23 protein-coding genes are annotated in these 22,450 nt (G+C 72.4%); 16 read left to right on the top strand and 7 right to left on the bottom strand.

Annotation, left to right across the window (positions count from 1 at the left end; genetic code table 11):
• Positions 1 to 52 precede the first annotated feature (52 nt).
• Positions 53 to 718: an AmiS/UreI family transporter gene (locus tag HD595_RS15805; RefSeq protein ID WP_253769728.1), complete on the bottom strand. Its 666-nt coding sequence runs from the start codon at positions 716 to 718 to the stop codon at positions 53 to 55.
• 61 nt (positions 719 to 779) lie between these two features.
• A complete protein-coding gene (locus HD595_RS15800; RefSeq protein WP_301310338.1) occupies positions 780 to 1,058 on the bottom strand; it encodes an FmdB family zinc ribbon protein in 279 nt (92 codons plus the stop codon).
• Between the two features lie 363 nt (positions 1,059 to 1,421).
• Between HD595_RS15800 and HD595_RS15795 the strand changes: the two genes are divergently transcribed.
• The 8 genes from HD595_RS15795 (at position 1,422) to HD595_RS15760 (ending at position 10,540) form a co-directional block, all read left to right on the top strand.
• Positions 1,422 to 2,501: an NAD(P)H-dependent amine dehydrogenase family protein gene (locus HD595_RS15795; RefSeq protein ID WP_253769724.1), complete on the top strand. Its 1,080-nt coding sequence runs from the start codon at positions 1,422 to 1,424 to the stop codon at positions 2,499 to 2,501.
• A complete protein-coding gene (locus HD595_RS15790; protein WP_253769722.1) occupies positions 2,498 to 3,007 on the top strand; it encodes a carboxymuconolactone decarboxylase family protein in 510 nt (169 codons plus the stop codon). The genes HD595_RS15795 and HD595_RS15790 overlap by 4 nt, the downstream gene beginning before the upstream one ends.
• A gap of 60 nt (positions 3,008 to 3,067) precedes the next feature.
• Positions 3,068 to 4,690, top strand: coding sequence for a GMC oxidoreductase (locus HD595_RS15785; protein ID WP_253769720.1), 1,623 nt, complete (start codon positions 3,068 to 3,070; stop codon positions 4,688 to 4,690).
• 176 nt (positions 4,691 to 4,866) lie between these two features.
• Complete coding sequence (locus tag HD595_RS15780; protein ID WP_253769718.1) at positions 4,867 to 5,565, top strand: DUF4328 domain-containing protein; 699 nt, start codon at positions 4,867 to 4,869, stop codon at positions 5,563 to 5,565.
• A gap of 36 nt (positions 5,566 to 5,601) precedes the next feature.
• On the top strand, positions 5,602 to 6,243 hold the full coding sequence (locus HD595_RS15775) for a TetR/AcrR family transcriptional regulator (RefSeq protein ID WP_253769716.1): 642 nt from the start codon (positions 5,602 to 5,604) through the stop codon (positions 6,241 to 6,243).
• A 188-nt stretch (positions 6,244 to 6,431) separates the two neighbouring features.
• On the top strand, positions 6,432 to 7,850 hold the full coding sequence (locus HD595_RS15770) for a hypothetical protein (protein ID WP_253769714.1): 1,419 nt from the start codon (positions 6,432 to 6,434) through the stop codon (positions 7,848 to 7,850).
• A 58-nt stretch (positions 7,851 to 7,908) separates the two neighbouring features.
• Positions 7,909 to 9,318, top strand: a complete 1,410-nt coding sequence (locus HD595_RS15765) for an amino acid permease (RefSeq protein WP_253769711.1) — start codon at positions 7,909 to 7,911, stop codon at positions 9,316 to 9,318.
• 106 nt (positions 9,319 to 9,424) lie between these two features.
• A complete protein-coding gene (locus tag HD595_RS15760) occupies positions 9,425 to 10,540 on the top strand; it encodes a hypothetical protein (RefSeq protein WP_253769709.1) in 1,116 nt (371 codons plus the stop codon).
• Positions 10,541 to 10,559: 19 nt separating this feature from the next.
• Here the strand turns inward: HD595_RS15760 and HD595_RS15755 are convergent, their stop codons facing one another.
• Positions 10,560 to 11,015, bottom strand: a complete 456-nt coding sequence (locus HD595_RS15755; protein ID WP_253769707.1) for a MarR family winged helix-turn-helix transcriptional regulator — start codon at positions 11,013 to 11,015, stop codon at positions 10,560 to 10,562.
• A 175-nt stretch (positions 11,016 to 11,190) separates the two neighbouring features.
• Here HD595_RS15755 and HD595_RS15750 point away from each other — a divergent pair, with 175 nt between their 5' ends.
• Complete coding sequence (locus tag HD595_RS15750) at positions 11,191 to 11,796, top strand: hypothetical protein (protein WP_253769705.1); 606 nt, start codon at positions 11,191 to 11,193, stop codon at positions 11,794 to 11,796.
• Positions 11,797 to 11,852: 56 nt separating this feature from the next.
• Here the strand turns inward: HD595_RS15750 and HD595_RS46735 are convergent, their stop codons facing one another.
• The 3 genes from HD595_RS46735 to HD595_RS15735 form a co-directional block, all read right to left on the bottom strand.
• A complete protein-coding gene (locus HD595_RS46735; protein WP_253769703.1) occupies positions 11,853 to 12,914 on the bottom strand; it encodes a helix-turn-helix transcriptional regulator in 1,062 nt (353 codons plus the stop codon).
• Positions 12,915 to 13,174: 260 nt separating this feature from the next.
• Positions 13,175 to 13,519 carry a hypothetical protein gene (locus HD595_RS15740; protein ID WP_253769700.1) on the bottom strand — a complete coding sequence of 115 codons (345 nt, stop codon included), beginning with the start codon at positions 13,517 to 13,519 and terminating at the stop codon, positions 13,175 to 13,177.
• An 87-nt stretch (positions 13,520 to 13,606) separates the two neighbouring features.
• Positions 13,607 to 14,116: a VOC family protein gene (locus HD595_RS15735; RefSeq protein ID WP_175590935.1), complete on the bottom strand. Its 510-nt coding sequence runs from the start codon at positions 14,114 to 14,116 to the stop codon at positions 13,607 to 13,609.
• Positions 14,117 to 14,177: 61 nt separating this feature from the next.
• Between HD595_RS15735 and HD595_RS15730 the strand changes: the two genes are divergently transcribed.
• The 4 genes from HD595_RS15730 (at position 14,178) to HD595_RS15715 (ending at position 17,329) form a co-directional block, all read left to right on the top strand.
• Complete coding sequence (locus HD595_RS15730) at positions 14,178 to 14,627, top strand: MarR family winged helix-turn-helix transcriptional regulator (RefSeq protein ID WP_253769698.1); 450 nt, start codon at positions 14,178 to 14,180, stop codon at positions 14,625 to 14,627.
• Between the two features lie 151 nt (positions 14,628 to 14,778).
• Entirely contained in the window at positions 14,779 to 14,967 is a 189-nt protein-coding gene (locus HD595_RS15725) for a hypothetical protein (protein WP_253769696.1), read from the top strand.
• A gap of 166 nt (positions 14,968 to 15,133) precedes the next feature.
• The gene (locus HD595_RS15720; protein WP_253769694.1) at positions 15,134 to 15,280 is read left to right on the top strand and encodes a hypothetical protein; all 147 of its coding nucleotides are present in this window, start codon (positions 15,134 to 15,136) and stop codon (positions 15,278 to 15,280) included.
• Positions 15,281 to 15,796: 516 nt separating this feature from the next.
• Positions 15,797 to 17,329 (top strand): xylulokinase, encoded by a 1,533-nt coding sequence (locus tag HD595_RS15715; protein WP_253769692.1) that lies wholly within the window; start codon positions 15,797 to 15,799, stop codon positions 17,327 to 17,329.
• A 391-nt stretch (positions 17,330 to 17,720) separates the two neighbouring features.
• On the opposite strand, the gene HD595_RS15710 is transcribed toward HD595_RS15715, so the two are convergent.
• Positions 17,721 to 18,671 (bottom strand): alpha/beta hydrolase, encoded by a 951-nt coding sequence (locus tag HD595_RS15710; protein WP_253769690.1) that lies wholly within the window; start codon positions 18,669 to 18,671, stop codon positions 17,721 to 17,723.
• A 149-nt stretch (positions 18,672 to 18,820) separates the two neighbouring features.
• On the opposite strand from HD595_RS15710, the gene HD595_RS15705 reads away from it, so the two are divergent.
• From HD595_RS15705 to HD595_RS15695, 3 genes are all read left to right on the top strand, one after another.
• Positions 18,821 to 19,579, top strand: coding sequence for a DUF998 domain-containing protein (locus HD595_RS15705; protein ID WP_253769688.1), 759 nt, complete (start codon positions 18,821 to 18,823; stop codon positions 19,577 to 19,579).
• A 62-nt stretch (positions 19,580 to 19,641) separates the two neighbouring features.
• Positions 19,642 to 22,044 (top strand): sensor histidine kinase, encoded by a 2,403-nt coding sequence (locus HD595_RS15700; RefSeq protein ID WP_253769686.1) that lies wholly within the window; start codon positions 19,642 to 19,644, stop codon positions 22,042 to 22,044.
• On the top strand, positions 22,041 to 22,421 hold the full coding sequence (locus HD595_RS15695; protein ID WP_253769684.1) for a DUF742 domain-containing protein: 381 nt from the start codon (positions 22,041 to 22,043) through the stop codon (positions 22,419 to 22,421). Before HD595_RS15700 ends, HD595_RS15695 begins: the two co-directional genes overlap by 4 nt.
• Positions 22,422 to 22,450 lie beyond the last annotated feature (29 nt).

Here is a 22,450-nt window from a genome sequence, read left to right as displayed (position 1 = left end):
CTCGGAGTTCTCGGATACGGGTGCGTCGTGACACCTCCCTCGAATACGCGCGTCACGTCCAGCGGGGGCGGTGCCGCTGGTCGCTGACGCCGAGTTCCTCGTCGCTCGGCGCCGGCGCCGCCGCGGACGGCTCACGCCCTCGGGTCAGCGGCCACAGCCCGCCGAAGACCACGACGCCGAAGATGGCGAGGATGACGGCGACCGTCTGCGGGTTGCGCCAGTAGCCGGTGAGGATCAGGAACGCGGGGATCGCCGCCGTGACCCAGCCCTCGATGGCCGTGACCCAGCCCGTGTACCTGGTGATCTGCTCCTTCTTCAATCCCAGGAGCACGAAGAAGAGGAACCACAGGTACGCCCAGTAGAGCCAGATGACGCCGAACGCCGGATCGTTCAGGACCCGGAAGTTGGCGAAGGAGTACCCGAGCGCCATGACCGCCACGAACAGCGAGTAGTAGCCGACGCCCGTGGAGTCGAAGTTGCCGAGCAGGTTGACCCCGACGTAGAGATAGGTGAATCCGAAGAGGTAGATCCCCGACGCGGCGAGGATCGCCGCCGGCCTGGCCTGGTTGGTGACGATCAGCAGCGTGGGCACGATCACCTGCAGGGCCCCGACGAACAGGTTGAAGATCCCCGCCGCCCGCGGGTCCACCTTGTTCAGCAGCATTACGCCGTTCAGGAAAAGCACCGCGCCGACGTAGAGAAGTCCGACGGCTCCCATCAGCGACGCACCTCCTCATTCATGCTCGTGATGGTTGTACGCGTAGCCTCCGGCGCGCCCTTCAGGGCCGGGGCAGCCGCTGCAGGGCCGGGTGGGGAGGCTGCTGCCGGCGTCGCGGGGAGGGCACGCTGGTGACCACCTCGGGGGCCTCGCGGCTCTGCTCCTCCCGCGAGCGCGCGCGGGCCGTCGCCGGGGACAGCTGGCTGAGGTACGGCGAGGAGAAGACGCGCGAGGCCGGGCCGTGGCACTCGGGACAGTCGCACGCCGCCGCGGCGGTGCCGATCGGCAGGCGCACCTCGAATCGTCCGCAATCACGGCAGCGATACTCGTAAGTCGCCATAGGCACCCGCCAGAGATTGAGCCCGTGTTTGTCCCGCCGTCGGCGCGCGCCGTCGCGCGGACGGTCAAATGGCGAATCAGGCCATACTTCAGCCAACCTCCGCCACTACTCGCTGTCAAGGTCGGCGACAATGCGGCGGGCGCGCGGAGACAAGCGCTCTAACGGAAGGTCGGTGATCGGTGGTGTGTTCGTTCCGCAGCGGCCCGGAGCGTCGCCATTCTTTTAAGGCGGCTCGCCGTTGATTTCGCGTGGGTCGCGATAATTTGCCGTCGCTTGGGGGAGCCCGCCCCTCGCCGTCCGCCGATGTGACTCCGCTCACAACACCCTCTGTACACCTAACCAAGCGCTTGCTACGCTCCGCCCATGGTGTCCACCCTGGTCTGGGGTACCGGCAACGTGGGCCGCGCCGCCATCCGAGCGGTCGACGCCCACCCCGCGCTCGATCTCACCGCCGTCCTCGTCCACGACCCCGCGAAGGCGGGACGGGACGCGGGCGACCTGGCCGGCCTCGGCCGTCCCCTCGGCGTCCGCGCCACCACCGACGTCGACGCCGCCCTCCGCGCGCGTCCCCGGGCGGTGGTGTACGCCGCGTCCGGCGACATCCGCCCCGACGAGGCGCTCGGCGACATCACCAGAGCCATCCGGACGGGGGCCGTGGTCGTCACGCCGTCCCTCTACGCCCTGTACGACCCGCGCGACGCCCCGCCCGAGATGCGGGCACGCGTGCTGGACGCCGTCGCGGAGGGCGGCGGATCGCTGTTCGTCTCCGGCGTCGACCCGGGCTGGGGGAACGACGTGCTGCCCCTGCTGGTCAGCGGGCTGGCCGGCACCGTGGACGCCGTTCGCTGCCAGGAGATCTTCGACTACTCCGTCTACGACCAGGAGGACTCGGTCCGCTACCTGGTCGGGATGGGGCAGCCGATGGACTACGAGCCGCCCATGATCGCCCCGACCGTGCCGACCATGGTCTGGGGCGGGCAGGTGCGGCTGATCGCCCGCGGCCTCGGCGTCCGGGTCGAGGAGATCCGCGAGAGCGTGCGGCGGCGCCCCCTCGACGCCACCGTCTCCACCGCCACGATGGGCGAGTTCAAGGCGGGCACGCAGGGCGCGCTGCGCTTCGAGGTGCAGGGGATCGTGGGCGGCGAGCCGCGGATCGTGGTCGAGCACGTGACCCGGATCCACCCGTCGTGCGCGCCGGACTGGCCGGCGACGCCCGACCAGGGCGGGGCGCACCGGGTGATCATCGAGGGGCGGCCGCGCATCGAGGTCACGGTCGAGGCGACCGACGAGGACGGCAACCGGGCCGCCGGCGGGAACGCCACCGCCGCCGGACGGCTGGTCAACGCCATCGAATGGCTGGCCGAGGCCGGGCCCGGGCTGTACGACGCGCTCGACGTCCCGCTGCGTCCCGCGACAGGCAAGCTCGGAAGGAGCCATCCGTGAGGGTCGACATCCCCGACGGCAAGGACCCGATCACGTACGTGTGGGGCGAGCTGGTCCCCGGCATCGGCCCCGCGGCCTCCCACTTCTCCCTCGCCGTGTACGCCCACACCACCCTCGGCCTGCGCGAGTTCGAGGCCGCCCGGCTGCGCGTCGCGCAGCTCAACGGCTGCGCGTTCTGCCTGGACTGGCGTACCGAACGGGACGGGCAGAAGGTCGAGCCGGAGTTCGCCGACGCGGTGGCGGACTGGCGCACCACCGACGCCTTCGACGAGCGGACCCGGCTGGCGGCCGAGTACGCCGAGCGGTACGTCCTCGACCACCACGGCATCGACGACGAGTTCTGGGCGCGGATGACCGCGCACTACAGCCAGCTCCAGATCGTGGAGCTGAGCATGAGCATCGGGTCGTGGCTGGCGTTCGGCCGGCTGAACCGGGTGCTGGGGCTGGACACCGTGTGCGTGCTGCCCAGCGGCGGCTCCTCACCGGCCGGGCCCGCCAAGCAGTAGATCACTCACAACTCAGGCGCGAGCAACCCCGTACAACCCCTCAAGAGTGAGGAACGCCGCATGAGTGACATGACCTCTGGCATCTCGCGTCGCGGATTCATCGCCGGTACCGGCGCGCTGCTCGGGGCCGCGGCCCTGTACGGCCGCGAGCCGGCCCGGGCCACCTCGCGGGCCCTGGCCGGCCCCATCGCGGACGGCGCGAGCGTCGCGGCGCTCGTGATCGGCACCGGGTACGGCGGGTCGGTCGCCGCCCTGCGCCTCGCCCAGGCGGGCGTGGACGTGCACATGGTCGAGATGGGCATGGCCTGGGACACCCCCGCCTCCGACGGGAAGATCTTCTGCAGCACGCTGGAGCCCGACCGGCGCTCGTACTGGCTGCGGACCAGGACGAAGGCGCCGCTCAACTACTTCCTCGGCTTCCCCATCGACCGCGACATCCCCCGCTACACCGGGGTGCTGGACGCCGAGGAGTTCGGCGGCATCACGGTCTACCAGGGACGGGGGGTCGGCGGCGGCTCGCTGGTCAACGGCGGCATGGCGGTCACCCCGAAGCGCGAGAACTTCGCCGCGATCCTGCCCACGGTGAACGCCGACGAGATGTACAACCTCTACTACCCGCGCGCCAACGCGGGGCTCGGGGTCTCCACGATCGACCCGGCCTGGTTCGACTCGACCGAGTGGTACCAGTTCTCGCGGGTCGGCCGTAAGCACGCCCAGCGGTCCGGGTTCCCGTTCGTCTTCGTCCCGGACGTGTACGACTGGGACTACATGGAGCAGGAGGCGGCCGGCACCGTCACGAAGTCGGCCCTCGCGGGCGAGATCCTCTACGGCAACAACCACGGCAAGAAGTCGCTGCAGAAGACGTACCTCGCCCAGGCCAGGGCCACCGGCCGGGTCGCGATCTCGCCGCTGCACAAGGTCACCTCGGTCGCCCCGGCGTCCGGGGGCCGCTACACGGTCGTCATGGAGCAGCTCGACACGAACGGCGCCGTCACGGCCACCAAGACCGTGACCGCCGACCGGGTCTTCTTCGCGGCGGGCAGCGTCGGCACCAGCAAGCTGCTGGTCAAGCTGAAGGCCACCGGCGCGCTGCCCAACCTGAACGGCGAGGTCGGCAGGGGCTGGGGCGACAACGGCAACGTGATGTGCGGCCGGGCCAACCACCTCTGGGACCCGACCGGCTCCCACCAGTCGACCATCCCGTGCAGCGGCATCGACAACTGGGCGGCCGGTGGGGCGTTCGCCGAGGTCGCGCCGCTGCCGACCGGGATCGAGACGTTCGCCTCGTTCTACCTGTCGATCACCAAGAACCCGAACCGGGCCCAGTTCACCTGGAACGCCGCGACGGGCGCGGTGGAGCTGAACTGGCAGACCGCCTGGAAGCAGCCGTCCATCGACATGGCCAAGAGCATCTTCGACAAGATCAACTCAAAGGAGGGGACGATCTACCGGACCGACCTCTTCGGGACGTACAAGATCTGGGGCGACCACCTCACCTACCACCCGCTCGGGGGCGCGGTGCTGGGCAAGGCCACGGACAACTACGGCCGGCTCGCCGGCCACCCGGGCCTGTACGTCGTCGACGGCGCGCTGATCCCCGGCAACACCAGCGTGAACCCGTTCGTCACGATCACCGCCCTGGCCGAGCGGAACATCGAGAAGATCATCGCGACGGATCTGTAGGTGAGAGCGGGCGGGCCGTCGCCGAGGAGCCTGGACGGCCCGCCGGAACTCCCAAGCCCGCGCCCGGCCCGAGCGCCTGAGGAACTTCCTCGACGAGTGTTCCGACCGTTTCGATCAAGAAGGGTCGAATATGCCGTCATACTGGCGCTTCTCGGTGTCTAGGGGAGGGAGATCCCATGGATCCGGCGACGCCCGCCGCGCGCCTCCGGCCGGTGCGGGGGCCGGCGTTGGGGGCCGTCGTGATGCTGGCGGTCTACGCCCTGGTGAGGGTGGTGGGGTCCGGGCTGAGCCTGTGGCGGGTCACGATCATCGAGCGGATGCTGGTCGACTCGGGGTCCGTGCGGTCGCTTGAGGTCGAGGTCACCGACACGCTGCTGCTCGGCGCCGCGTACGTGAAGGTGGCGGTGTTCGCGTTGGCGGCGGTGGCGTTCCTGGCGTGGCTGCACCGGGTGCGGGGCAACGCCGAGGTGCTGGCGCCGGGGCCGCACCGGCGGGCCCGGCCGTGGGTGATCCTGGGCTGGTTCGTGCCGGTGGTCAACCTGTGGTTCCCCAAGCAGGTCGTGGAGGACGTCTGGAACGCCTCCAAGCCGGGCGCGCCGGTGCCGTCGCTCCCGCTGGCGCGCCGCCCGGTCCTGGTCTGGATCTGGTGGAACGCGTTCGTGATCAGCTTCTGGGTGCTCGACGTGGTGGCCGCGCTGCTGTGGCACTCGGACCTGGAGTCCCTGCGCGAGCTGGCGCGGGTGGACGTGATCGGATCCCTGTCCTGGGCCGGTACGGGGGCGCTGGCGGCGTACGTCGTCATGAAGATCACGCGGGACCAGGAGGCGCGCCTGGATGCTTTGCCGCAATTTACCGTAAACCTGCCCATCAACTGATTGATGGGGACAAAAGCCACACCTATCCTCACTCGGGTGATTTCAGGTGACACACATCAGCGCGAGATGATCCTCCAGGTCGCGACAAAGCTCTTCGCCGGGCTTGGGTACGACGGCACCTCCACCAGGCAGATCGCCGAGGCCGTCGGGCTGAACGTGGCCACCGTCAGCTACCACGTGGGGAGCAAGCGCGAGCTGTACCTCGCGGTCATGGAGCGGGCCAACGAGGCGCACCGCGTGGTCCTGGAGGAGGCGGTCCAGGAGCTCGTGGCGGCCCCGGCGACGGACAAGGTGGCGGCGCTGCACCACTTGATCGACCGCTACATCGACTTCTGCGTCGAGAACCCCGAGCACCCCGCCCTGTGGACGCACCGCTGGCTGTCCGACGCCAGCGACGTCACCGGGCTCGAACCCGCCTACGTCCTGCCGCTGGCCCAGCTCGTCATCGACACCATCACCTCGATGCTCGACGTGGACCCCGAGGCGGACGTGCCGTACACGGTCAGCACCATGATCTGGTGCATCCACAGCTTCGTGCTGAGCGGGGTGCTCGACAAGAGCGGCGCGCGGCGCGGACCCGACGACCCGCGCGCCCAGCGCCGCTTCCGCGCCCACATGCACCGCATGCTCCACCGCACCCTGGGCCTGCCCGGATCGCCGCCCCGCCCCGCCGAATGACCATATTTCCGGCGACGTGAACCCTTTTCGGGTCTGACGGCAATACACGGGTGAGGTCGTTCCCGCCCCCGCCTCACCTGGGGGCGGTAACGGCCTCACGGTGAGACGCCAAGAACCGACAGACCATCACGTCGGCGGGGGCTCGCGCGTGGGGGGACCCGGCTGACCCACAGCCCAGGGGGACCTCCATGACGGCGCCGGCCGTTCGTTTCGTGCTGCCCGGAAACAGGCGCCTGTTCAAAAACGGGCGCCCGCCCGGACAGCGGTCCAGGGGGCGGCACGTCCCCTTCGCCGTCGCGCTGGTACTCGGGCTCGCCCTGCGGGGGCTGGCGATGCTCGGGTACCGGCCGGCGCTGTTCTTCTGGGCCGACTCCTTCGCCTACCTGGAGTCGGCCGCCCGCCCGGTGCCCGGGGCGTTCCGGCCGCTGGGGTACTCCCTGTTCCTCGGCGCCCTCGCCCCCGGCCCCGGCCTCGGGCTGGTCACGGCCGTGCAGCACCTGCTGGGAGCGGGGCTGGCCGTGGCGGCGTACGCGCTGCTGGTGCGGCGGGGGCTGCCCGGCTGGGGCGCGACCGTGCTGGTGGCGCCGCTGCTGTACGACGAGTTCCTGATCCTGCTCGAACACATGGTCATGGCCGACGCGCTGTTCACCGTGCTGGTCGCGGGCGGGGTGCTGGTGCTGCTGCGGCGGCGGGTCCCCCCGGCCACCGCCGCGCTCGCCGGACTCGTGCTGAGCCTGGCCGCGCTCACCCGGACGATCGGCGTGGTGGTGCTCGCGCTGGCGGGCGCCCGGCTGCTGCTGCGCCGTACCGGATGGCGGGTGTGGGGGGCCTTCGCGGTCGCCGGCCTCGCGCCGCTGCTGGCGTACGCGACGTGGATGTCCGCCACCAGCGGCGTCTTCGGCCTGACCCGGGCCGACGGCCTGTTCCTGTGGGCGCGGACCATGACGTTCGCCGACTGCGCGGTGATCCGGCCGGAGCCCCGGCTCACGCCGCTCTGCCCGGACACCCCCGTGGCCGGCCGCCCCGCGCCGCCGTTCTGGCTGTGGGCCCCGTGGTCGCCGATCAAGAAGACGCACGGAGACCGGAACGCCCTGGCCGGCCGGTTCGCCCGCGCCGCCATCATGGCCCAGCCCGGCGACTACCTGGCCGCCGCCGGCTCCGACCTGCGGTGGCTGCTGCGCTGGGAGCGCACCACCAGGCGCGAGGCCGCCATGAAGCGGACGAACCCGTACTGGTTCCCCTTCGAGGAGCGGTCCCTGAAGCCGTCGGTCCGGCCGGTCGCCGAGGCGTACGAGGGCGGCCCGGCCGCCACCCGCATCCACGAGCCGTACGCGGGCTGGTTACGCGCCTACCAGCGCTTCGGCTACCTGCCGTTCCCGCTGCTGACGCTCGCCCTGGCCGGGACGCTGGCGCTCGCCGTCGTCCGGCGCCGCGGCGACGCCCTGCTGCCCGGCCTGGCCGCCGCCGCGCTGATCGTGGCGCCGCCGTTCCTCGCCGGTTTCGACGTCCGGTACGTGGTTCCCGCCATCCCCCTCGCCTGCCTGGCCGCCGGGCTGGCGCTCAGCCCGCGTTCGCGCCGGTTGAGCTGCGAGAACGCCCCGGCATAGGTGCGGTCCCGGCGGGAAGGTCCACCCGCGGGGCCGAACCTTGCTCAGGAGGATCGTCATGGTGTCTTCTCGCAGCGTCTTCCGGCGCAAACCCGTGGACCAGATCGCGCACGAGCACGAGGGGGAGCTGTCACGGACGCTGGGCCTGTGGCAGCTCACCGCCATCGGCATCGGCGGCATCATCGGCGCGGGCATCTTCGCCCTGGCCGGCGCCGTGGCCCACGAGACCGCCGGACCGGCCGTGGTCGTCTCCTTCCTCATCGCGGGCATCGCGAGCGCGGCGGCGGCCTTCTCCTACGCCGAGTTCGCCGGGCTCATCCCGAAGGCCGGCTCGGCCTACACCTACGGCTACGCGGTGCTCGGCGAGATCGTCGGCTGGTTCATCGGCTGGGACCTGCTGCTGGAGTACACCGCCATCGTCGCCGTCGTGGCCATCGGCATCTCCGGCTACTTCGGCTTCCTCGTGGAGGAGCTCGGCTTCCGCCTGCCCGCCTGGATGCTCGGCGCGCCGGGCACCGGCGCGGGGCACCGGGTGGACCTGTTCGCGGTCGTCCTGTGCCTGCTGATCGCGGCCCTGCTGAACATGGGCATCCGCGCCGCCGCCCGCTTCGAGACGTTCGTGGTCGCGATCAAGGTGGCCGTGGTGCTGCTGGTCGTCGTGGTCGGCTTCTTCTACATCAACACGGCCAACTACACGCCGTTCTTCCCGTTCGGGGTCGGCGGCGCCATCACCGGCGCGGCCACCGTGTTCTTCGCCGTCTTCGGCTACGACGCGATGAGCACCGCCGCCGAGGAGTCCAAGGACGCACAGCGCCACATGCCGAAGGCGATCATCTACTCGCTGGTCATCTCCATGATCCTGTACGTGCTGGCGTGCCTCGTGCTCACCGGCATGCAGAACTACAAGAACATCGACCCGGAGAGCGGCTTCTCCTCGGCGTTCGCCTCGGTCGGGCTGGGCGGCCTGGCCGCCGTGATCGCGGTCGGCGCCATCATCGGCATCCTGACCGTCATGTTCACGTTCATGCTGGGCGTGACGCGGGTGTGGTTCTCGATGAGCCGCGACGGGCTGTTGCCGCTGTGGTTCGCCAAGCTCCACCCGGTGCGCCGGGTGCCGACGCGGGTCACCTGGATCGTGGGTATCGCCTCCGCCCTGATCGCCGGGTTCCTCCCGATCCGGGAGGCGGCCGAGCTGACCAACATCGGGATCCTGCTGGCGTTCGTGGTGGTCTGCGTCGCGGTGATCGTGCTGCGGTACCGCCAGCCGGACCTGCCGCGGACGTTCCGCACGCCGGGCATGCCGTTCGTGCCGGCCATCGGGGTCGTCTTCTCGATCTGGCTGATCACGTTTCTCGACCCGCTCACGTGGCTGCGCTTCGCCGTCTGGTTCGTGATCGGGCTGGTCATCTACTTCGGCTACAGTCGCCGGCACTCCGCGCTGGAGGCGGAGACCGCCGGCGAGGTGTAGCCCCGGGGGGCCACGAGTTGCCCGAACCGCCCGCGTGAGCACCGCGTCGCCGGTTAGTGTCACTCCGTACGCGGGACGCATTGTGCCGCTCCGGGCACGGAGGGTGATGATGAGCAGGCTTGCGCGGGCTGTGGAGCTGAAGGCCGACCTGGTCCACTTCGCCACCTCGGGGCGGTTCGCCGCCGAGCTGGGCGTCGTGCTCGACCGGTTCTACTCCGACGACACGCCGGCCGACGAGGCGGCGGCGTTCCTGCCCGTCGACTTCTTCGCCCACCAGCACCCGCTGCCCGGCGGCGACACGGTCGTGGACCGCTTCCTCGCCGAGACGCCGGGGCTCGACCGCGCCGACGTGGAGCTCGTGGCGAGCTGGAAGATCGTGGTCGAGGGGGTGTTCGAGGTGCGGGCCGTGGACGACGCGGCCGTGCTGCTGTTCAACCTCGTGGACGAGCTGGTCTACCGGGCCTTCTCCAACCTGGGCGAGGGGGCGTTCGCGGCGCTGGAGCCCGGCATGCTCGTCGTGGGACGGCTGATCCCGCTCGGCGCCGACTGGCTGATCAGCGCGCCGCCGGCCGTCCACACCGCCGGGGCCCGCGAGACCCTCGTGGAGGTCGCCGCGCGGCTCGCGCTCGCCCACCCGGAGTGGGTCTTCCGCAACCCCGTGCTGCTCGCCCAGGCCCGGGAGACGCAGCGGGCGCAGCGCCGGTGCTTCACCGAGTACTTCGGGGCCGACCTCATCGTGCTGCCCGGGGCCGACGTCGCCGAGATGGTCCGCGGCTACCTCGCCCACCAGGTGGCGCGGCTCGGCGGCCCGCCGCCCAGGGACATCGACCCGCCCGCCCCGCTGACGGCGGCGCGCACGGTCGGCCTGATCTTCGACGAGGCGGCGGGGCTGGGCTACTACGCGGAGTTCGGGCAACTGGAGGAATTGTTCAACGATCCTTCGCTCGTCGTCCGGGCCGCGTACCGCGACCTGCTGTCGGCCTACCTGCGGGGCGACACCGTGTCGCCGGTGCCGCTCCAGCGCCTGGCCGAGCGCGACCCGGCCAGGGCGAGCGAGGTGTTCGCCGGGCTGCTCGGCCGCAAGGGGTTCGACTGGGAGCGCAGCGGCGAGCTGCTGCTGCGGGCGCACAAGCCGGGCCACTTCGCCGGCCCGCCGCTGCCCACGGTCACGCCGGTGACGGCCGCGATCGCCGAGCACCTCGGCCTGCCCGTGCAGTCCTGAACCGGCTCCCGGGGCATATCTACGGGTGGTTGTGCGCGGCGACGCGCTCGTGGAAGGAGCGGCGGCGCAGCGCCTCGGCCGTGGCCTCCAGCACGGCGGTCAGCGGCGCCGGCAGCTCCTTCTCCAGCTCGGCCACCGCCCGGGTGGTGGCCGCCCACTCGGCCTCGATGGCGGGCAGCGCCGCCCGGGCGCGCTCGGTGAGGTGGACGACGCGCTGCCGCCCGTCGGTGCCGCGTGCCAGCGTGACGAAGCCGGCGCGGCTCATCTGGTGGACCGTCTGGCTGGCCGCCGAGTGGGTGACGCCGACGGCGGCGGCCAGGTCGCGGATCGCCATGGGGCCTTCGGCGGCCAGGGCCCGGACGGCGGGGGAGAAGCGCGGCCGGTAGTCGGGCATGCCGAGATCGGCGTAGATCTGCGCGATCGCGCCGTCCATGACCTCGTGCACGTGGCGGAGAAGCGTCCCGAGCGATGCCATGCCACCAATGTAACAGTCCTTTTAGAACCTCCCGTCCGATGTCATTGTCGGCTCGTCACCTCCCCTGTCGCCATCCCCAGTGTTGGGGATTCAGGCCCGGCGCCCTTTTCCCGATTCTGAAGAGGCAAGAAAGGCACCGGCCGGGGAATCCGGCGGCGGAAGGAGAAACACGGAAATGTCACGATTCACCACTGAAGAAGAGCGCCGAGTGGCCACCGCCCTGCACGAACTCGACACCGCGCCGCACGTGCGCGCGTCCGTCGGGGCCTCGCTGGAGATGGCGTCGCCCGGCTCGGACGGTCTCGGCCGGCGCGTCGCCGGCGCCGCCGGGATCGGGCTGCCGGTGACGGCGGCCGAGGGGATGCTCGGGCCGTGGGACGCGCGGATCGGGTTCAAGGACGGCGTCGCCGTGGGCGGCTGGGCCAACCTGGCCCTGCACGAGAGCGGCGCGTACAACTTCAGCGGGCACTTCCACGTGTCGGGCGCGATCAGCTACGACACGGCCTTCGCGTGGGCGGTCAGGGACTCCGTCGGGGACATCTACCTCTTCTCCCACAGCGGGCGGGTGCACGGCACGTTCGAGTCGGGGTCGCGGGACGACGACTGGGGCGACTCCCAGGTGAAGCCGGCCGTGCACGAGGGCTGGCCGCTCCTGGCCGCCGGCTGGTCCTGGCGCTGGGAGGCCAGGGTGAACGCCGACCTCGGGGTCTTCCTGGACGCCATCATCAAGGTGGTGGCCGCCGGCCAGGCGATCGGCAAGGTCATCTCGATCGTGGCCTGACCCGGCGGCCCGAGGATGAGGCGGTCAGCCGGCTGATCGCCGGCTCGTCGCGGCGGTCAGCCGGCGATCGCCGCGATGAGTTCGTCCCGGCTCTGGGCCCCGGTCTTCCGGTACACCGACTTCACGTGGTCGTTGACGGTGTAGGTGGACAGGTCCAGGGCGCGGGCGATCTGCTTCGCCGCCGCCCCCGCCTGGAGGTGCTCGATGACGCGGCGTTCGGCGGCGGTGATGCCGTACCAGTCGCAGAAGGACGGCAGCAGCAGGGCGCTGCCGGCCGCCTGGATGAGAACGGCCACGTCGCTGTGGCCGTTCTCGTCCAGCGGCTGACCGTGGATCAGCACCCAGCGCCCGAAGTTCGCCGCCGGGGCGCAGATCGACGGGGTCCAGGCGCGCGGATCGCGCCGGTGCGCCCTGACGTGCAGGGACAGGCCGATCCAGAACGCGCCGGCGATCCACTCCGGCACCCCGCTGCCGGCGGCCGGCCACATCTGGCGGATCCAGGCCCGCGCCTGGGGGGAGACCGACCCGACCGTGTGGTCGGGGCCGATCGTGATCAGCCCGGTCGGCAGCGCCGGGACCGTGGGGGTCAGCGGACCGGCCGTCACGTAGCCGCGTAACCCCGCCAGCAGCGCGGGGACGAACCGCTGGACCTCACGCACGTCGCCCGCACCGAAGGGCCTGGCGCCCTCGGCCCGGAGCAGGCCGAGCATGCCCCACACCCCGTGCCGGTCGCGGACCAGCAGCCGCAGCTCGCTGCTCGCCCCGTGCGCGGCCAGCACCCGCCGCAGCAACGTGTTCTGCCGGCCGTCGCCGGCGCCCGCCCCCACCACGCACACCGGGACGCTCTGCCGGGCGAGAACCGGCAGCGGGCACGGCTCGCCGTGCAGGTAGCGGTTGAGGACCAGGGCGCTGATCAGCGCGGGCGGGTACTCGTGCCAGAAGCTGAACGCTCCCAGGCCGATGCCCATCGCCGGGTTCAGGCCGACCAGGCGGAGCGCGTCGTGCGCCACCCGGCGCCGGACGATCCGGGAGACGGCCGCGCCCACCTCGACCGGGCTGCCGGCCGGGTTGAGCGCCGCGCACAGCTCGCGGGCGATTCGCCCCTCGTTGTCGGTCACCCGGCATCAACTCCGGTGGTGCGAACTCTCAGCTTTCGGGCAGCGGTAACGCCGACGGTGTCGATGCCGTGATATCCGGGTCTTGCGCGTCTGCCTCGCGCTCCATTCTAGATCCCGCCGGAAACAATGACCAGCCGCCGGAATTCGAGCGGAATTCTGGCGATAATCTCGGCTATTTCGCGGGAAATGCGCACAACGAATGGCGCCGCGGACGCGCGCTGCTCGGAGGACGAGGGCCCCGCGACCGGCTCGCGCGCGTTTCAGCGCTCGCCGGCGTTGCTGTCGCCGCTTCTGCCGGCGCTGTCGTAACCGTCGCCGTGATCGCCGTGATCGCCGTGATCGGCCTGGTCGGCGTGGTCGGCCTGATCGGGGTGGTCGTCGCCGCCCGTGAGGCCGTCCAGCAGGCGCGTCACGGCGTCGCCCAGCGGGCGGAACGCCTCGGCGAGGGCGTTGGTGAGCGGAGCGAAGATCTCGGTCACCTCGCCCACCAGATCCGTCCGTCTTTTCTCGGGAGGAACCCAGCGCATCGCGTCGGCGCTCAGCGCCTCCCATTCGTCGACGACGCCGTCGATGGCGTCGAGCACGTGATCAGGATCGCTCGACATGACCGTTCTCCAAGGCGCGGGAGTCGGACAAGGCCACGGTACCTCTCGGGCCCCGATCGTTTCCTCCCGCGCCTCCTGGTGCGGGCGTCAGGCGGGGACGGAGACGCCCACGCCGCCGCGGGTCTGCCCGCCGTACCGCTGCTTGGCGGCGGCGATGTCGAGCGGCCGGACCGAGCTGCGCGCGGCGAGCACCTCGTCGTCGATCAGCGCGGCCGGGACCAGCCACGACACCTCGAACTCCAGCCCATCGGGATCTTGGGCGTACAGTGCCTTGGTGGTGGAGTGGTCCGACGCGCCGACCAGCGCGCCCATCTCGCTCAGCCGGGCGGCGACGCGCTCCAGCTCGTCGAGCGTGTCGACCTCCCAGGCCAGGTGGTAGAGCCCGACCGAGGTGCGCCCGGCGGGCGACGGCCCCGCGCCCGCCCCGATCTCGAACAGGCCGAGATCGTGGTCGTTGTTCGAACCCGCGGCCTGGAGGAAGGCGGCCCCCCGCATGCCCATGACCACCTCGAAGCCGAGGGCTTCCCGGTAGAAGGCGACGCTCCGCTCCACGTCACGGACGTACAGGACCGCGTGGTTGAGTCGCTGGACCGGCATTGTTCTCCCCTTTCGGCTATCTATGTCCAATGTATATGAGAGTTCAAGTAAAATGCATCCCATGACCCGATGGCTGGACGACGACGAGCAGCGCACCTGGCGCAACTTCGTGGCCGCCACCCAGCTCCTGTACGCGGCGCTCGACCGCCAGTTGCAGCGCGACAGCGGAATGCCGCACACCTACTACGTGATCCTCGTGGGGCTGTCGGAGGCGCCGGAGCGGCGCATGCGCATGAGCGAGCTGGCCACGTGGGCGCAGTCCTCGCAGAGCCGCCTGTCGCACGCGGTTTCGCGGCTGGAGGAGCGCGGGTGGGTGCGCCGCGAGCGCTGCCCGGAGGACGGGCGCGGCAACTTCGCGGTGCTCACGGACGAGGGCTTCACCGCCCTGGCGGCCGCCGCCCATGGCCATGTCGAGGAGGTCCGGAGAAGCCTGTTCGACGTGCTCGACCCCGAGCAGATCCGGGCGCTCGACGACATCTGCGCCACGGTCCGGTCCGGCCTGGAGCGCTGACCCGGGCCCCCGGCTCCCGCGGTTCGGACACGCTGGGTCGCCGGCGCGGAAACTGTCGGTGGCAGGTCGTAGCGTTGCGCGGGTGGCCGGGGGAGTGGCCTCGGCCCCGCGGGGAGCGGAGGCCCCGCGCGACGGGACGAAGGAGCGGGGGATGTACGACATGGACGACGCGCTGTTCAGGGCGGTCCACGGGATCGCGGGGCGGCTGGCGGGGGCGCCGGTGCCGGTGGTGCTCGACGCGCTGGTGCGCCAGCTTCCCAAGGCGCCCGGCCTCGACGGTCCCGAACTACGCAAGATCGCCGAAGAGATCAGCGTGGGCCGCGACCCCTCCGGCCTGTGACCTGCTGCTGAACCCACGATCTCGCCCCGGGGGCTGGGGCCGTGACCATCCGTCGGTCCGGGCTGGGGCCGTGACCATCCATGCTTCTTGGCTGGGTCGTGGCCACCAGTCCTTCCGGGCCGGGTCGTGACCACCCATTGCTTCAGCCTGGGGTCGTGACCACCTATTGCTCCGGGCCGACGGCGCGACGCCCGACGGCGCGACTCCGGACGTAGCGACGCTCGGCGCCGCGACGCTCGGCGCCGCGACGCTCGGCGCCGCGACGCTCGGCGCCGCGACGCTCGGCGCCGCGACGCTCGGCGCCGCCACGTAGCGCAGGCGCCGTCGGGGCGCGGCGAATACCGGCGTCGCGGCGGCGCGCCGACGGCGTCGGGTGAGTGATCTCGACGCCCCGAGGCCGCCCCGACGGTGGCGCAGGGCTCGTGATCGGCGGTGCCGCGAGGTCGCGTGGCGGTGTGGGGCTCTTGCGGGTGAGGGTGTCGCGAGTCCGCGGCGGTGGCGAGGGTGCACGGCGGTGGCGAGGGTGCACGGCGGTGGCGAGGGTGCACGGCGGTGGCGAGGGTGCACGGCGGTGGCGAGGGTGCACGGCCGCTGGTGTCGCGAGAGGCGTCGGTGGCGGTGCGAGGGAGGCTCGCGGCCGGCGGGGATGGCGAGTCTGCGGTGGTGGCCGTGCCAGGTGCGCGAGGTGTCGAGCTCACGATTACGGAGTCCGAGATCGCTCGCACGGCGGGCGGGCTTGTGATGCCCCGTGTGGTTCGTGCAGCATCGAGGCCATGGGTAGCGCTAACATCCACCTCCCCCGCGCGTGCGACGTCCGGGGTGTGACCGCATGACGCTGGTCGCCGGGGTCGACTCGTCGACGCAGAGCTGCAAGGTCGTCGTCCGCGACGCCGTCACCGGCCGGCTCGTACGCCAGGGCCGGGCCGCCCACCCCGAGGGCACCGAGGTCCACCCGGCGCACTGGTGGGCCGCGTTCCTGCGGGCCGTCGAGGAGGCGGGCGGGCTCGACGACGTGGCGGCGATCAGCGTGGCGGGGCAGCAGCACGGCATGGTGTGCCTCGACGAGACGGGCCAGGTCGTACGCGACGCGCTGCTCTGGAACGACACGCGCTCCGCCGAGGCCGCCGCGGCGCTCGTCGCCGAGCTGGGCGGCCCCACGGCGTGGGCCGAGGCGGTGGGCAGCGTGCCCGTGGCCTCGTTCACGATCGCCAAGCTGCGCTGGCTGGCCGAGCACGAGCCCGGAAACGCCCGCCGGGTGGCCGCGGTGTGCCTGCCGCACGACTGGCTCACCTGGCGGCTCGCGGGCGCCCTCGGGCTGCCCTTCGACGCGTGGGCCGACGCCCCGCCCCCGCCGCTCGACCACCTGACCACCGATCGCGGCGACGCCTCGGGCACGGGCTACTGGTCCCCGGCCACGGGGGCGTACCGCACGGATCTGCTGAAGGCCGCCTTCGGTGCGGTCCCGCTGCTGCCGCGCGTCCTCGGCCCGGTCGCCGACGCCGCCACCCCCGACGCCCCAGCCGGCCCTGGCGCCGACGCTCTCGCCCGCGGCGCGTCCGCCGCCGACCTCCTCGCACGTGGGACGACCACTGCCGGGGAGGGCTCGCGTCACGGCGGTGATGTGGGACGTACGCGCATCGCGCCGGGCACCGGGGACAACATGGCCGCCGCGCTCGGCGTGGGCGCCCGGCCCGGGGACGTCGTGGTCTCGATCGGCACCTCGGGCACCGTGTTCGCCGTGTCCGACGCGCCGAGCGCCGACCCGAGCGGCCAGGTGGCGGGGTTCGCCGACGCGACGGGCCGGTTCCTGCCGCTCGTGTGCACGCTGAACGCGGCCCGGGTCATGGACGCGGCGGCCCGTCTCACGGGTGTCGGCCTCGACCGGCTCGGCGAGCTGGCGCTCCAGGCCCCGGCCGGTGCGGGCGGTCTCACGCTGGTGCCGTACCTCGAAGGCGAGCGCACCCCCAACCAGCCGACCGCCACGGGCGCGGTCCACGGACTCACCCTCGCCACCTCGACCCCGGCCCACCTCGCCCGGGCCGCGATCGAGGGCATGCTGTGCGGCCTGGCCGACGGCCTGGACGCGCTCGGGCTCTCGCCGGAGCGGGTGCTGCTGATCGGTGGAGGCGCGCGTTCGGAGGCGGTCCGCCGCATCGCGCCCACCGTCTTCGGGCGGCCGGTCCTGGCGCCGCCGCCGGGCGAGTACGTCGCCGACGGCGCGGCCTACCAGGCGGCCTGGCTGCTGGACGGGGACGTCGCCTGGTCGGCGCAGGAGGCGGCGCTCTACGAGGCCGACGCGGTGCCGGACATCCGCCACCGCTACGCCGCGGCCCGCCCCCACATCCTCGACCGCCCCCACTGACGGCCCGCCCCGGTGACGGCCACATCCCCGCTGACCGCGCGCTCCGGTTGACCGCGTGCTCCCGTTGGCCGCCTGTCCCCCGCCAGGCTGCGGGTCCCACGGTCCCCTGCGGGAGTCGCGGGGGGAGCGCGGGAAGTCGGTCGGGGCCTACGCCGGGCGACGGGGGCGGCCGGGCGCTTCCGGCGGCCGTCTTGGGTGCGGACCCCGGACCGTCGCCGCCCTACAGCCAGGCGGCGGCTGCCCAGGGTTCCCTGCAAGAGGCGCGGAGAGCGCGGAAACGCGGTCGGGCCTGCGGCGGTTGAGGCGCTGCCGGCGGCCGTCGTGGGCCGGCCGCCGGGCGTCGGCGGGAAGTGCGGAAGGTGCCCTGGGCGCGACAGCGGCGGTCGGAGCGTCAGCCCGTGCCGAGGGCCTTGCGCAGGACGTGGACGGCCTGCTCGACGGCGCCCGTGGCGGCGGCCGTCCCCCGGAGCGGGTTGAGCATCATGAAGTCGTGCAGGATGCCGTTGTAGCGCAGGCTCGTCGTGCGCACCCCCGCCGCCAGCAGCTTGCGCGCGTACGCCTCCCCCTCGTCCCGCAGCACGTCGTTCTCGTCCACGATCACGAGCGCCTCGGGCAACCCGGACAGCTCCTCCAGTCTCGCCCGCAGCGGTGAGGCGGTGATCTCCCCGCGCCTGTCGCGGTCCGGCAGGTACGCGTCCCAGAACCAGGCCATGGCCTTCGCGGTCAGGAAGGGCCCGGCGGCGAACTCCCGGTAGCTGCCGGTGTCCTGGGCGGCGTCCGTGACCGGGTAGTAGAGCGACTGGTGGACGAACGTCACGTCGCCGCGCTGCTTGGCCAGGATGGTCAGGGCGGCCGTCATGTTGCCGCCGACCGAGTCGCCCGCCACCGCGAGGCGCGAGGCGTCGAGCCCCTCCGAGGCCCCGTCGCGGGTGATCCAGCGGGCCGTGGCGTACGCCTGCTCGATCGCCACCGGGTAGCGCGCCTCCGGCGAGCGGTCGTACTCGACGAAGACCACGGCGGCGTCCGCCCCGACGGCCAGTTCGCGGACGAGCCGGTCGTGGGTGCCGGCGTTGCCGAGGATCCAGCCGCCGCCGTGGACGTACAGGACGACGGGCAGCGGGCCGGTGGCTCCCGGTGGCTTGACGACGCGGACCCGCACGTCCCCGACCTCGGCCGGCACGGTGGTCCACTTCTCGTCGACGTCGGGCTTGTCGACGGGGGCGGCCTGGATGTCGTCCAGGACCTTGCGGGCGCCTTCTGGGCCCAGCTCGTACAGGAACGGCGGCTTCGAGGTCGCGTCCGCGATCTCCTGCGCCGCGGGCTCGAGTATGTGCTCACTCATGATGAGGTGTCGTCCTTCTGCTCGTCGTGCGTTCTCCTCTCAAGCTGGCGTACCCGGCCGGACCCCTAGGGGACCCTGAGGAGGGATCAGGGGCGCTCCGGGGATGTGTCCCGATGCCTGGGGCAGGGTGCGGGCGGGAGGGTTGGTGCATGACGGCAGTGAAGGACAGGATCGCCCCGGCAACCGCGCCTCAGGGGAAGCCCGCGCCTCAGGGGAAGGCGCGGGCCGCGACCGGGGCCACCGGTGCCCGGGTCGGGGTCTACGCGCTCGTCGCGTGCGTGTCCATGGTCTGCGCCGTCGTCGCGGTCGTGGCCGGCCAGTTCGGCCCCGACCCGTACCTGGACCCCCTGAACGTGACCATCAGCGAGTACGCCGTGTCCGACCGCGGGGGCGTCACGGAGGTCGCGATGGCGATCATGGGGCTGGGGTCGCTGGCGCTGCTGGGCGGGTTGCGGGCGGCGGGGGCGCCGGTCCGGGGGACGCCCGAGCGGCTGCTGCTGGTGTGGTCGGTCGCGCTGGTCGTCGCCGCGGTGGTGCCGACCACGCCGATCGGCCACGACCTCACCCTCACCGCCCAGATCCACCGGTACGTGTCGGTGGCGGCGTTCGTGAGCCTGCCCGCGGCGGCGGCGCTCATGGTGCCGCGGCTGGCGGCCGACGCGGCGTGGAAGCCGGTGGCGCGGGTGGTGGAGTGGCTGGCGCTCGCCGGGGGGTTGGGGCTGCTGGCGATCACGTACGTGGCCCTGCCGGGCGGCGGGGTGATGATCGGGCTGGTGGAGCGGGGACTGCTGGCCGCGGAGGTGGCGTTGCTGCTGGTCCTGGCGGGGTGGCTGGCCCGGCTGGCCTGGGGGCGCGGGCTCGGGAAATCCGTCAATTTCCCTACTTATCACAGATTTATCGCTAGTTGATCTTAAACGCACCCGTATCGGTGCTATTCTCTCCCGCGATCTTCTATCCGGGAGCAGGTACCATGGCATCGGGCAGATCCATCAGATTCAAGATCTCGACACTGCTCGTCATCCCCCTGGTCTCTCTCGTCGCGCTCTGGGCCTTCGCCGCGGCCACCACCATCGGCGAGGCCGTCAACCTGCTCAAGGCCCAGACCATCTGGACCGAAGTGATCAATTACGCCGACGGCATCGTCGGCAACCTCCAGCAGGAGCGGCTCGCCTCCGCGGAGCGGCTCGCGGGCACCGCCACCGACCCCGCCGCGCTGACCGACGCCCGTGTCAAGGTCGACCGCGTACGCGCCAAGCTCGCCCAGAACGGCGCGACGGCCAGCACCCGGTCGGCCATGACGCCGGAGATGCGCGACCGGCTGAAGAACGCCTTCGAGGCCATCGACCGGCTGCCGGAGGTGCGGCGGCAGGTCGACGCCGGCAAGATGACCCCCGCGTCCCTGATCCAGCAGTACTCCGAGATCTCCGACGCCGTCCACATCATGTACTCCACGTTCACGGTGAGCACCGACGTGGAGCTGGCCCGGCAGAGCCACGGCCTGATCGCCGCCGACGAGGTGCGCGAGCTGCTCAGCCGCGAGCACGCGCTCATCGTGGCCGCCGACGGCAAGCCGAGCATGACCGACCTGCACCTGCTGGCCCGCATCGACGGCGCCCGGCAGCACCTCTTCCCGTCGGCCATGGCCAACATGGACCCCGAGCTGCGCGCCCGGGTGCAGAAGGTGGCGACCTCCTCCCGCTTCGCGACGATGGAGCGGGCCCTCGACTCGTACATCATGGGCGAGCCCGTCAACATGCAGATGTGGCGCGAGCTGGCCGACCCGGTGCTGAAGGACTACACCGAGGCCGTCTGGCGCACCGGTGACGCGCTGCTCGCCCGGATCGAGCCGGCCGGCATCTCGATCATCGTCCGGGCCGGCATCGCGGGCGCGCTCGGGCTGCTCGCGGTCATCTTCTCCGTCGTCGTGTCCATCAGGGCCGGCCGGCGCATCGCCCACGACCTCGGCGCCCTGCGCCGCAGCGCGCTGGACCTCGCCGAGATCAAGCTGCCCGACGTGGTGACCCGGCTGCGCCGGGGCGACAGTGTGGACGTCGACGCCGAGGCGCCGCCCATCACGGTGGCCGACCAGACCACGAGCGAGGTCAGGGACCTCGCGGCGGCCTTCGACAGCGTCCAGCGCACCGCCGTGGACGCCGCGGTCGAGCAGGCAAGGCTCCGCCAGGGCGTCTCCGAGGCGCTGCGCAACCTGGCCAGGCGCAGCCAGACGCTGCTCCAGCGCCAGCTCAGGCTGCTCGACGACATGCAGCGCCAGACCGAGGAGCCGGAGGCGCTGGAGCGGCTGTTCAGGCTCGACCACCTCACCACCCGCATGCGCCGGCACGCGGAGGGCCTGGTGCTGCTGTCGGGCGGCTCGGCCGGCCGCCGCTGGCGCGGCACCATCCCGGTCGAGGACGTGCTGAACGGCGCCGCGGCCCAGGTCGAGGAGTACACCCGCGTCCGCGTCTACCCGATGCCCGAGGCCGGTTTCTCCGGCTCGGCGGTGGCGGACCTCATGCACCTGTTCGCCGAGCTGATCGAGAACGCCGCCTCGTTCTCCTCGCCGGGCAACGAGGTGTCGGTGCGCGGCGAGATGGTCGGCCGCGGCTTCGCGGTCGAGGTGGAGGACCGCGGTCTCGGCATGTCGCCGGAGCAGCGCGACGCGATCAACCTGCGCCTCGCGGCGCCGCCCGACTTCGATCCGTCGCAGACCGAGCAGCTCGGCTTCGCGGTGGTCGGCCTGCTCGCCAGCCGCCACGGCATCTCGGTGACGCTCAAGCCGTCGCCCTACGGCGGGACCACGGCGATCGTGCTTATCCCGTCGATGCTGGTGGAGATGCTGCCGCCGCCGCTGGACGTGCCGCCGTTCGAGCCGGTGCCGGTGTCGGTGGTCCGGCAGGACACCGGCGGCTTCGACGGGGCCGCCGCGTCGCTGGAGGGCGCGACCGGGCCGGGCGGGCTGCCGCGGCGCGTCCGCACGTCCCGCCGCGCCCAGACGCAGCCCTTGCCGTCCCAGCCGCAGCCCTTGCCGTCCCAGGCGCAGTCGCTGCAGTCCCAGCCGCAGTCGCTGCCGTCGCAGGCGCAGCCCTTGCAGCCCCAGACGCAGCAGCCGCAGTCCCAGCCCGACCCGGGGCTGCCCCGCCGCGTGCGGCAGGCCAACCTGCCGCCCCAGCTTCAGCAGCAGGGGGCTGGAGCGTCCGTCCCGGGCGGCCGGCAGGGGGCCGGCCTGCCCTCCAGGAACCAGCCGCAGCACGAGCCCGCCCAGTCCGTCGAGGAGCGCTCGCCCGAGGAGGCCAGGGCCCTGCTGTCCTCCCTCCAGTCGGGCTGGCGGCGCGGGCGTCAGGACAGCGACCAGGATGGGGGAACTCAGTCGTGAGCCGCGAGCCCGAGTGGGTGGACGAGGAGGCCGGGCCGGTCGTGCGGCCGTACGCGGTCGCCCGTGGACGCACCAGGTCCTCCGCGCCCGAGATCGACCTGCTGGCCTCGGTGGTGGCCAGCGGCCTGCCGGTGCCGGCCAAGGCGGAGACGGAGCTGGGCGCGCAGCACCGGCGGCTGATCGCCACCGTGGCCGCGCAGGCCAGGCCCGTGGTGGAGCTGGCCGCGGAGCTGGAGCTCCCGGTCGGGGTGGTGCGGGTGCTCCTGGGAGACCTGCTGCACTACGGGCTGGTCTCGGTGCGTCCGCCGCTCGCCAAGAGCACGGGCGCGACGGAGAACCTGCTGAGAGAGGTCATCAACGGCCTGCGGGCGCTGTAGCGCCCGCCAGAGCCGTGACAGGCGCCGCG

The organism is Nonomuraea roseoviolacea subsp. carminata, from assembly GCF_024172185.1.
GTDB lineage: Bacteria > Actinomycetota > Actinomycetes > Streptosporangiales > Streptosporangiaceae > Nonomuraea > Nonomuraea roseoviolacea.
This window is presented reverse-complemented; position numbering and strand designations above follow the sequence as displayed.

What these genes read in the sequence shown, in the direction of transcription:
- HD595_RS15765 (WP_253769711.1), top strand. Translation starts at nt 7,909, where the DNA reads ATGGTGTCTTCTCGCAGCGTCTTCCGGCGCAAACCCGTGGACCAGATC.
- HD595_RS15730 (WP_253769698.1), top strand. Translation starts at nt 14,178, where the DNA reads ATGACCCGATGGCTGGACGACGACGAGCAGCGCACCTGGCGCAACTTC.
- HD595_RS15710 (WP_253769690.1), bottom strand. Translation starts at nt 18,671, where the DNA reads ATGAGTGAGCACATACTCGAGCCCGCGGCGCAGGAGATCGCGGACGCG.
- HD595_RS15800 (WP_301310338.1), bottom strand. Translation starts at nt 1,058, where the DNA reads ATGGCGACTTACGAGTATCGCTGCCGTGATTGCGGACGATTCGAGGTG.
- HD595_RS15715 (WP_253769692.1), top strand. Translation starts at nt 15,797, where the DNA reads ATGACGCTGGTCGCCGGGGTCGACTCGTCGACGCAGAGCTGCAAGGTC.
- HD595_RS15740 (WP_253769700.1), bottom strand. Translation starts at nt 13,519, where the DNA reads ATGTCGAGCGATCCTGATCACGTGCTCGACGCCATCGACGGCGTCGTC.
- HD595_RS15750 (WP_253769705.1), top strand. Translation starts at nt 11,191, where the DNA reads ATGTCACGATTCACCACTGAAGAAGAGCGCCGAGTGGCCACCGCCCTG.
- HD595_RS15780 (WP_253769718.1), top strand. Translation starts at nt 4,867, where the DNA reads ATGGATCCGGCGACGCCCGCCGCGCGCCTCCGGCCGGTGCGGGGGCCG.
- HD595_RS15805 (WP_253769728.1), bottom strand. Translation starts at nt 718, where the DNA reads ATGGGAGCCGTCGGACTTCTCTACGTCGGCGCGGTGCTTTTCCTGAAC.
- HD595_RS15755 (WP_253769707.1), bottom strand. Translation starts at nt 11,015, where the DNA reads ATGGCATCGCTCGGGACGCTTCTCCGCCACGTGCACGAGGTCATGGAC.
- HD595_RS15770 (WP_253769714.1), top strand. Translation starts at nt 6,432, where the DNA reads ATGACGGCGCCGGCCGTTCGTTTCGTGCTGCCCGGAAACAGGCGCCTG.
- HD595_RS15735 (WP_175590935.1), bottom strand. Translation starts at nt 14,116, where the DNA reads ATGCCGGTCCAGCGACTCAACCACGCGGTCCTGTACGTCCGTGACGTG.
- HD595_RS15705 (WP_253769688.1), top strand. Translation starts at nt 18,821, where the DNA reads ATGACGGCAGTGAAGGACAGGATCGCCCCGGCAACCGCGCCTCAGGGG.
- HD595_RS15700 (WP_253769686.1), top strand. Translation starts at nt 19,642, where the DNA reads ATGGCATCGGGCAGATCCATCAGATTCAAGATCTCGACACTGCTCGTC.
- HD595_RS15795 (WP_253769724.1), top strand. Translation starts at nt 1,422, where the DNA reads ATGGTGTCCACCCTGGTCTGGGGTACCGGCAACGTGGGCCGCGCCGCC.
- HD595_RS15725 (WP_253769696.1), top strand. Translation starts at nt 14,779, where the DNA reads ATGTACGACATGGACGACGCGCTGTTCAGGGCGGTCCACGGGATCGCG.
- HD595_RS15785 (WP_253769720.1), top strand. Translation starts at nt 3,068, where the DNA reads ATGAGTGACATGACCTCTGGCATCTCGCGTCGCGGATTCATCGCCGGT.
- HD595_RS15760 (WP_253769709.1), top strand. Translation starts at nt 9,425, where the DNA reads ATGATGAGCAGGCTTGCGCGGGCTGTGGAGCTGAAGGCCGACCTGGTC.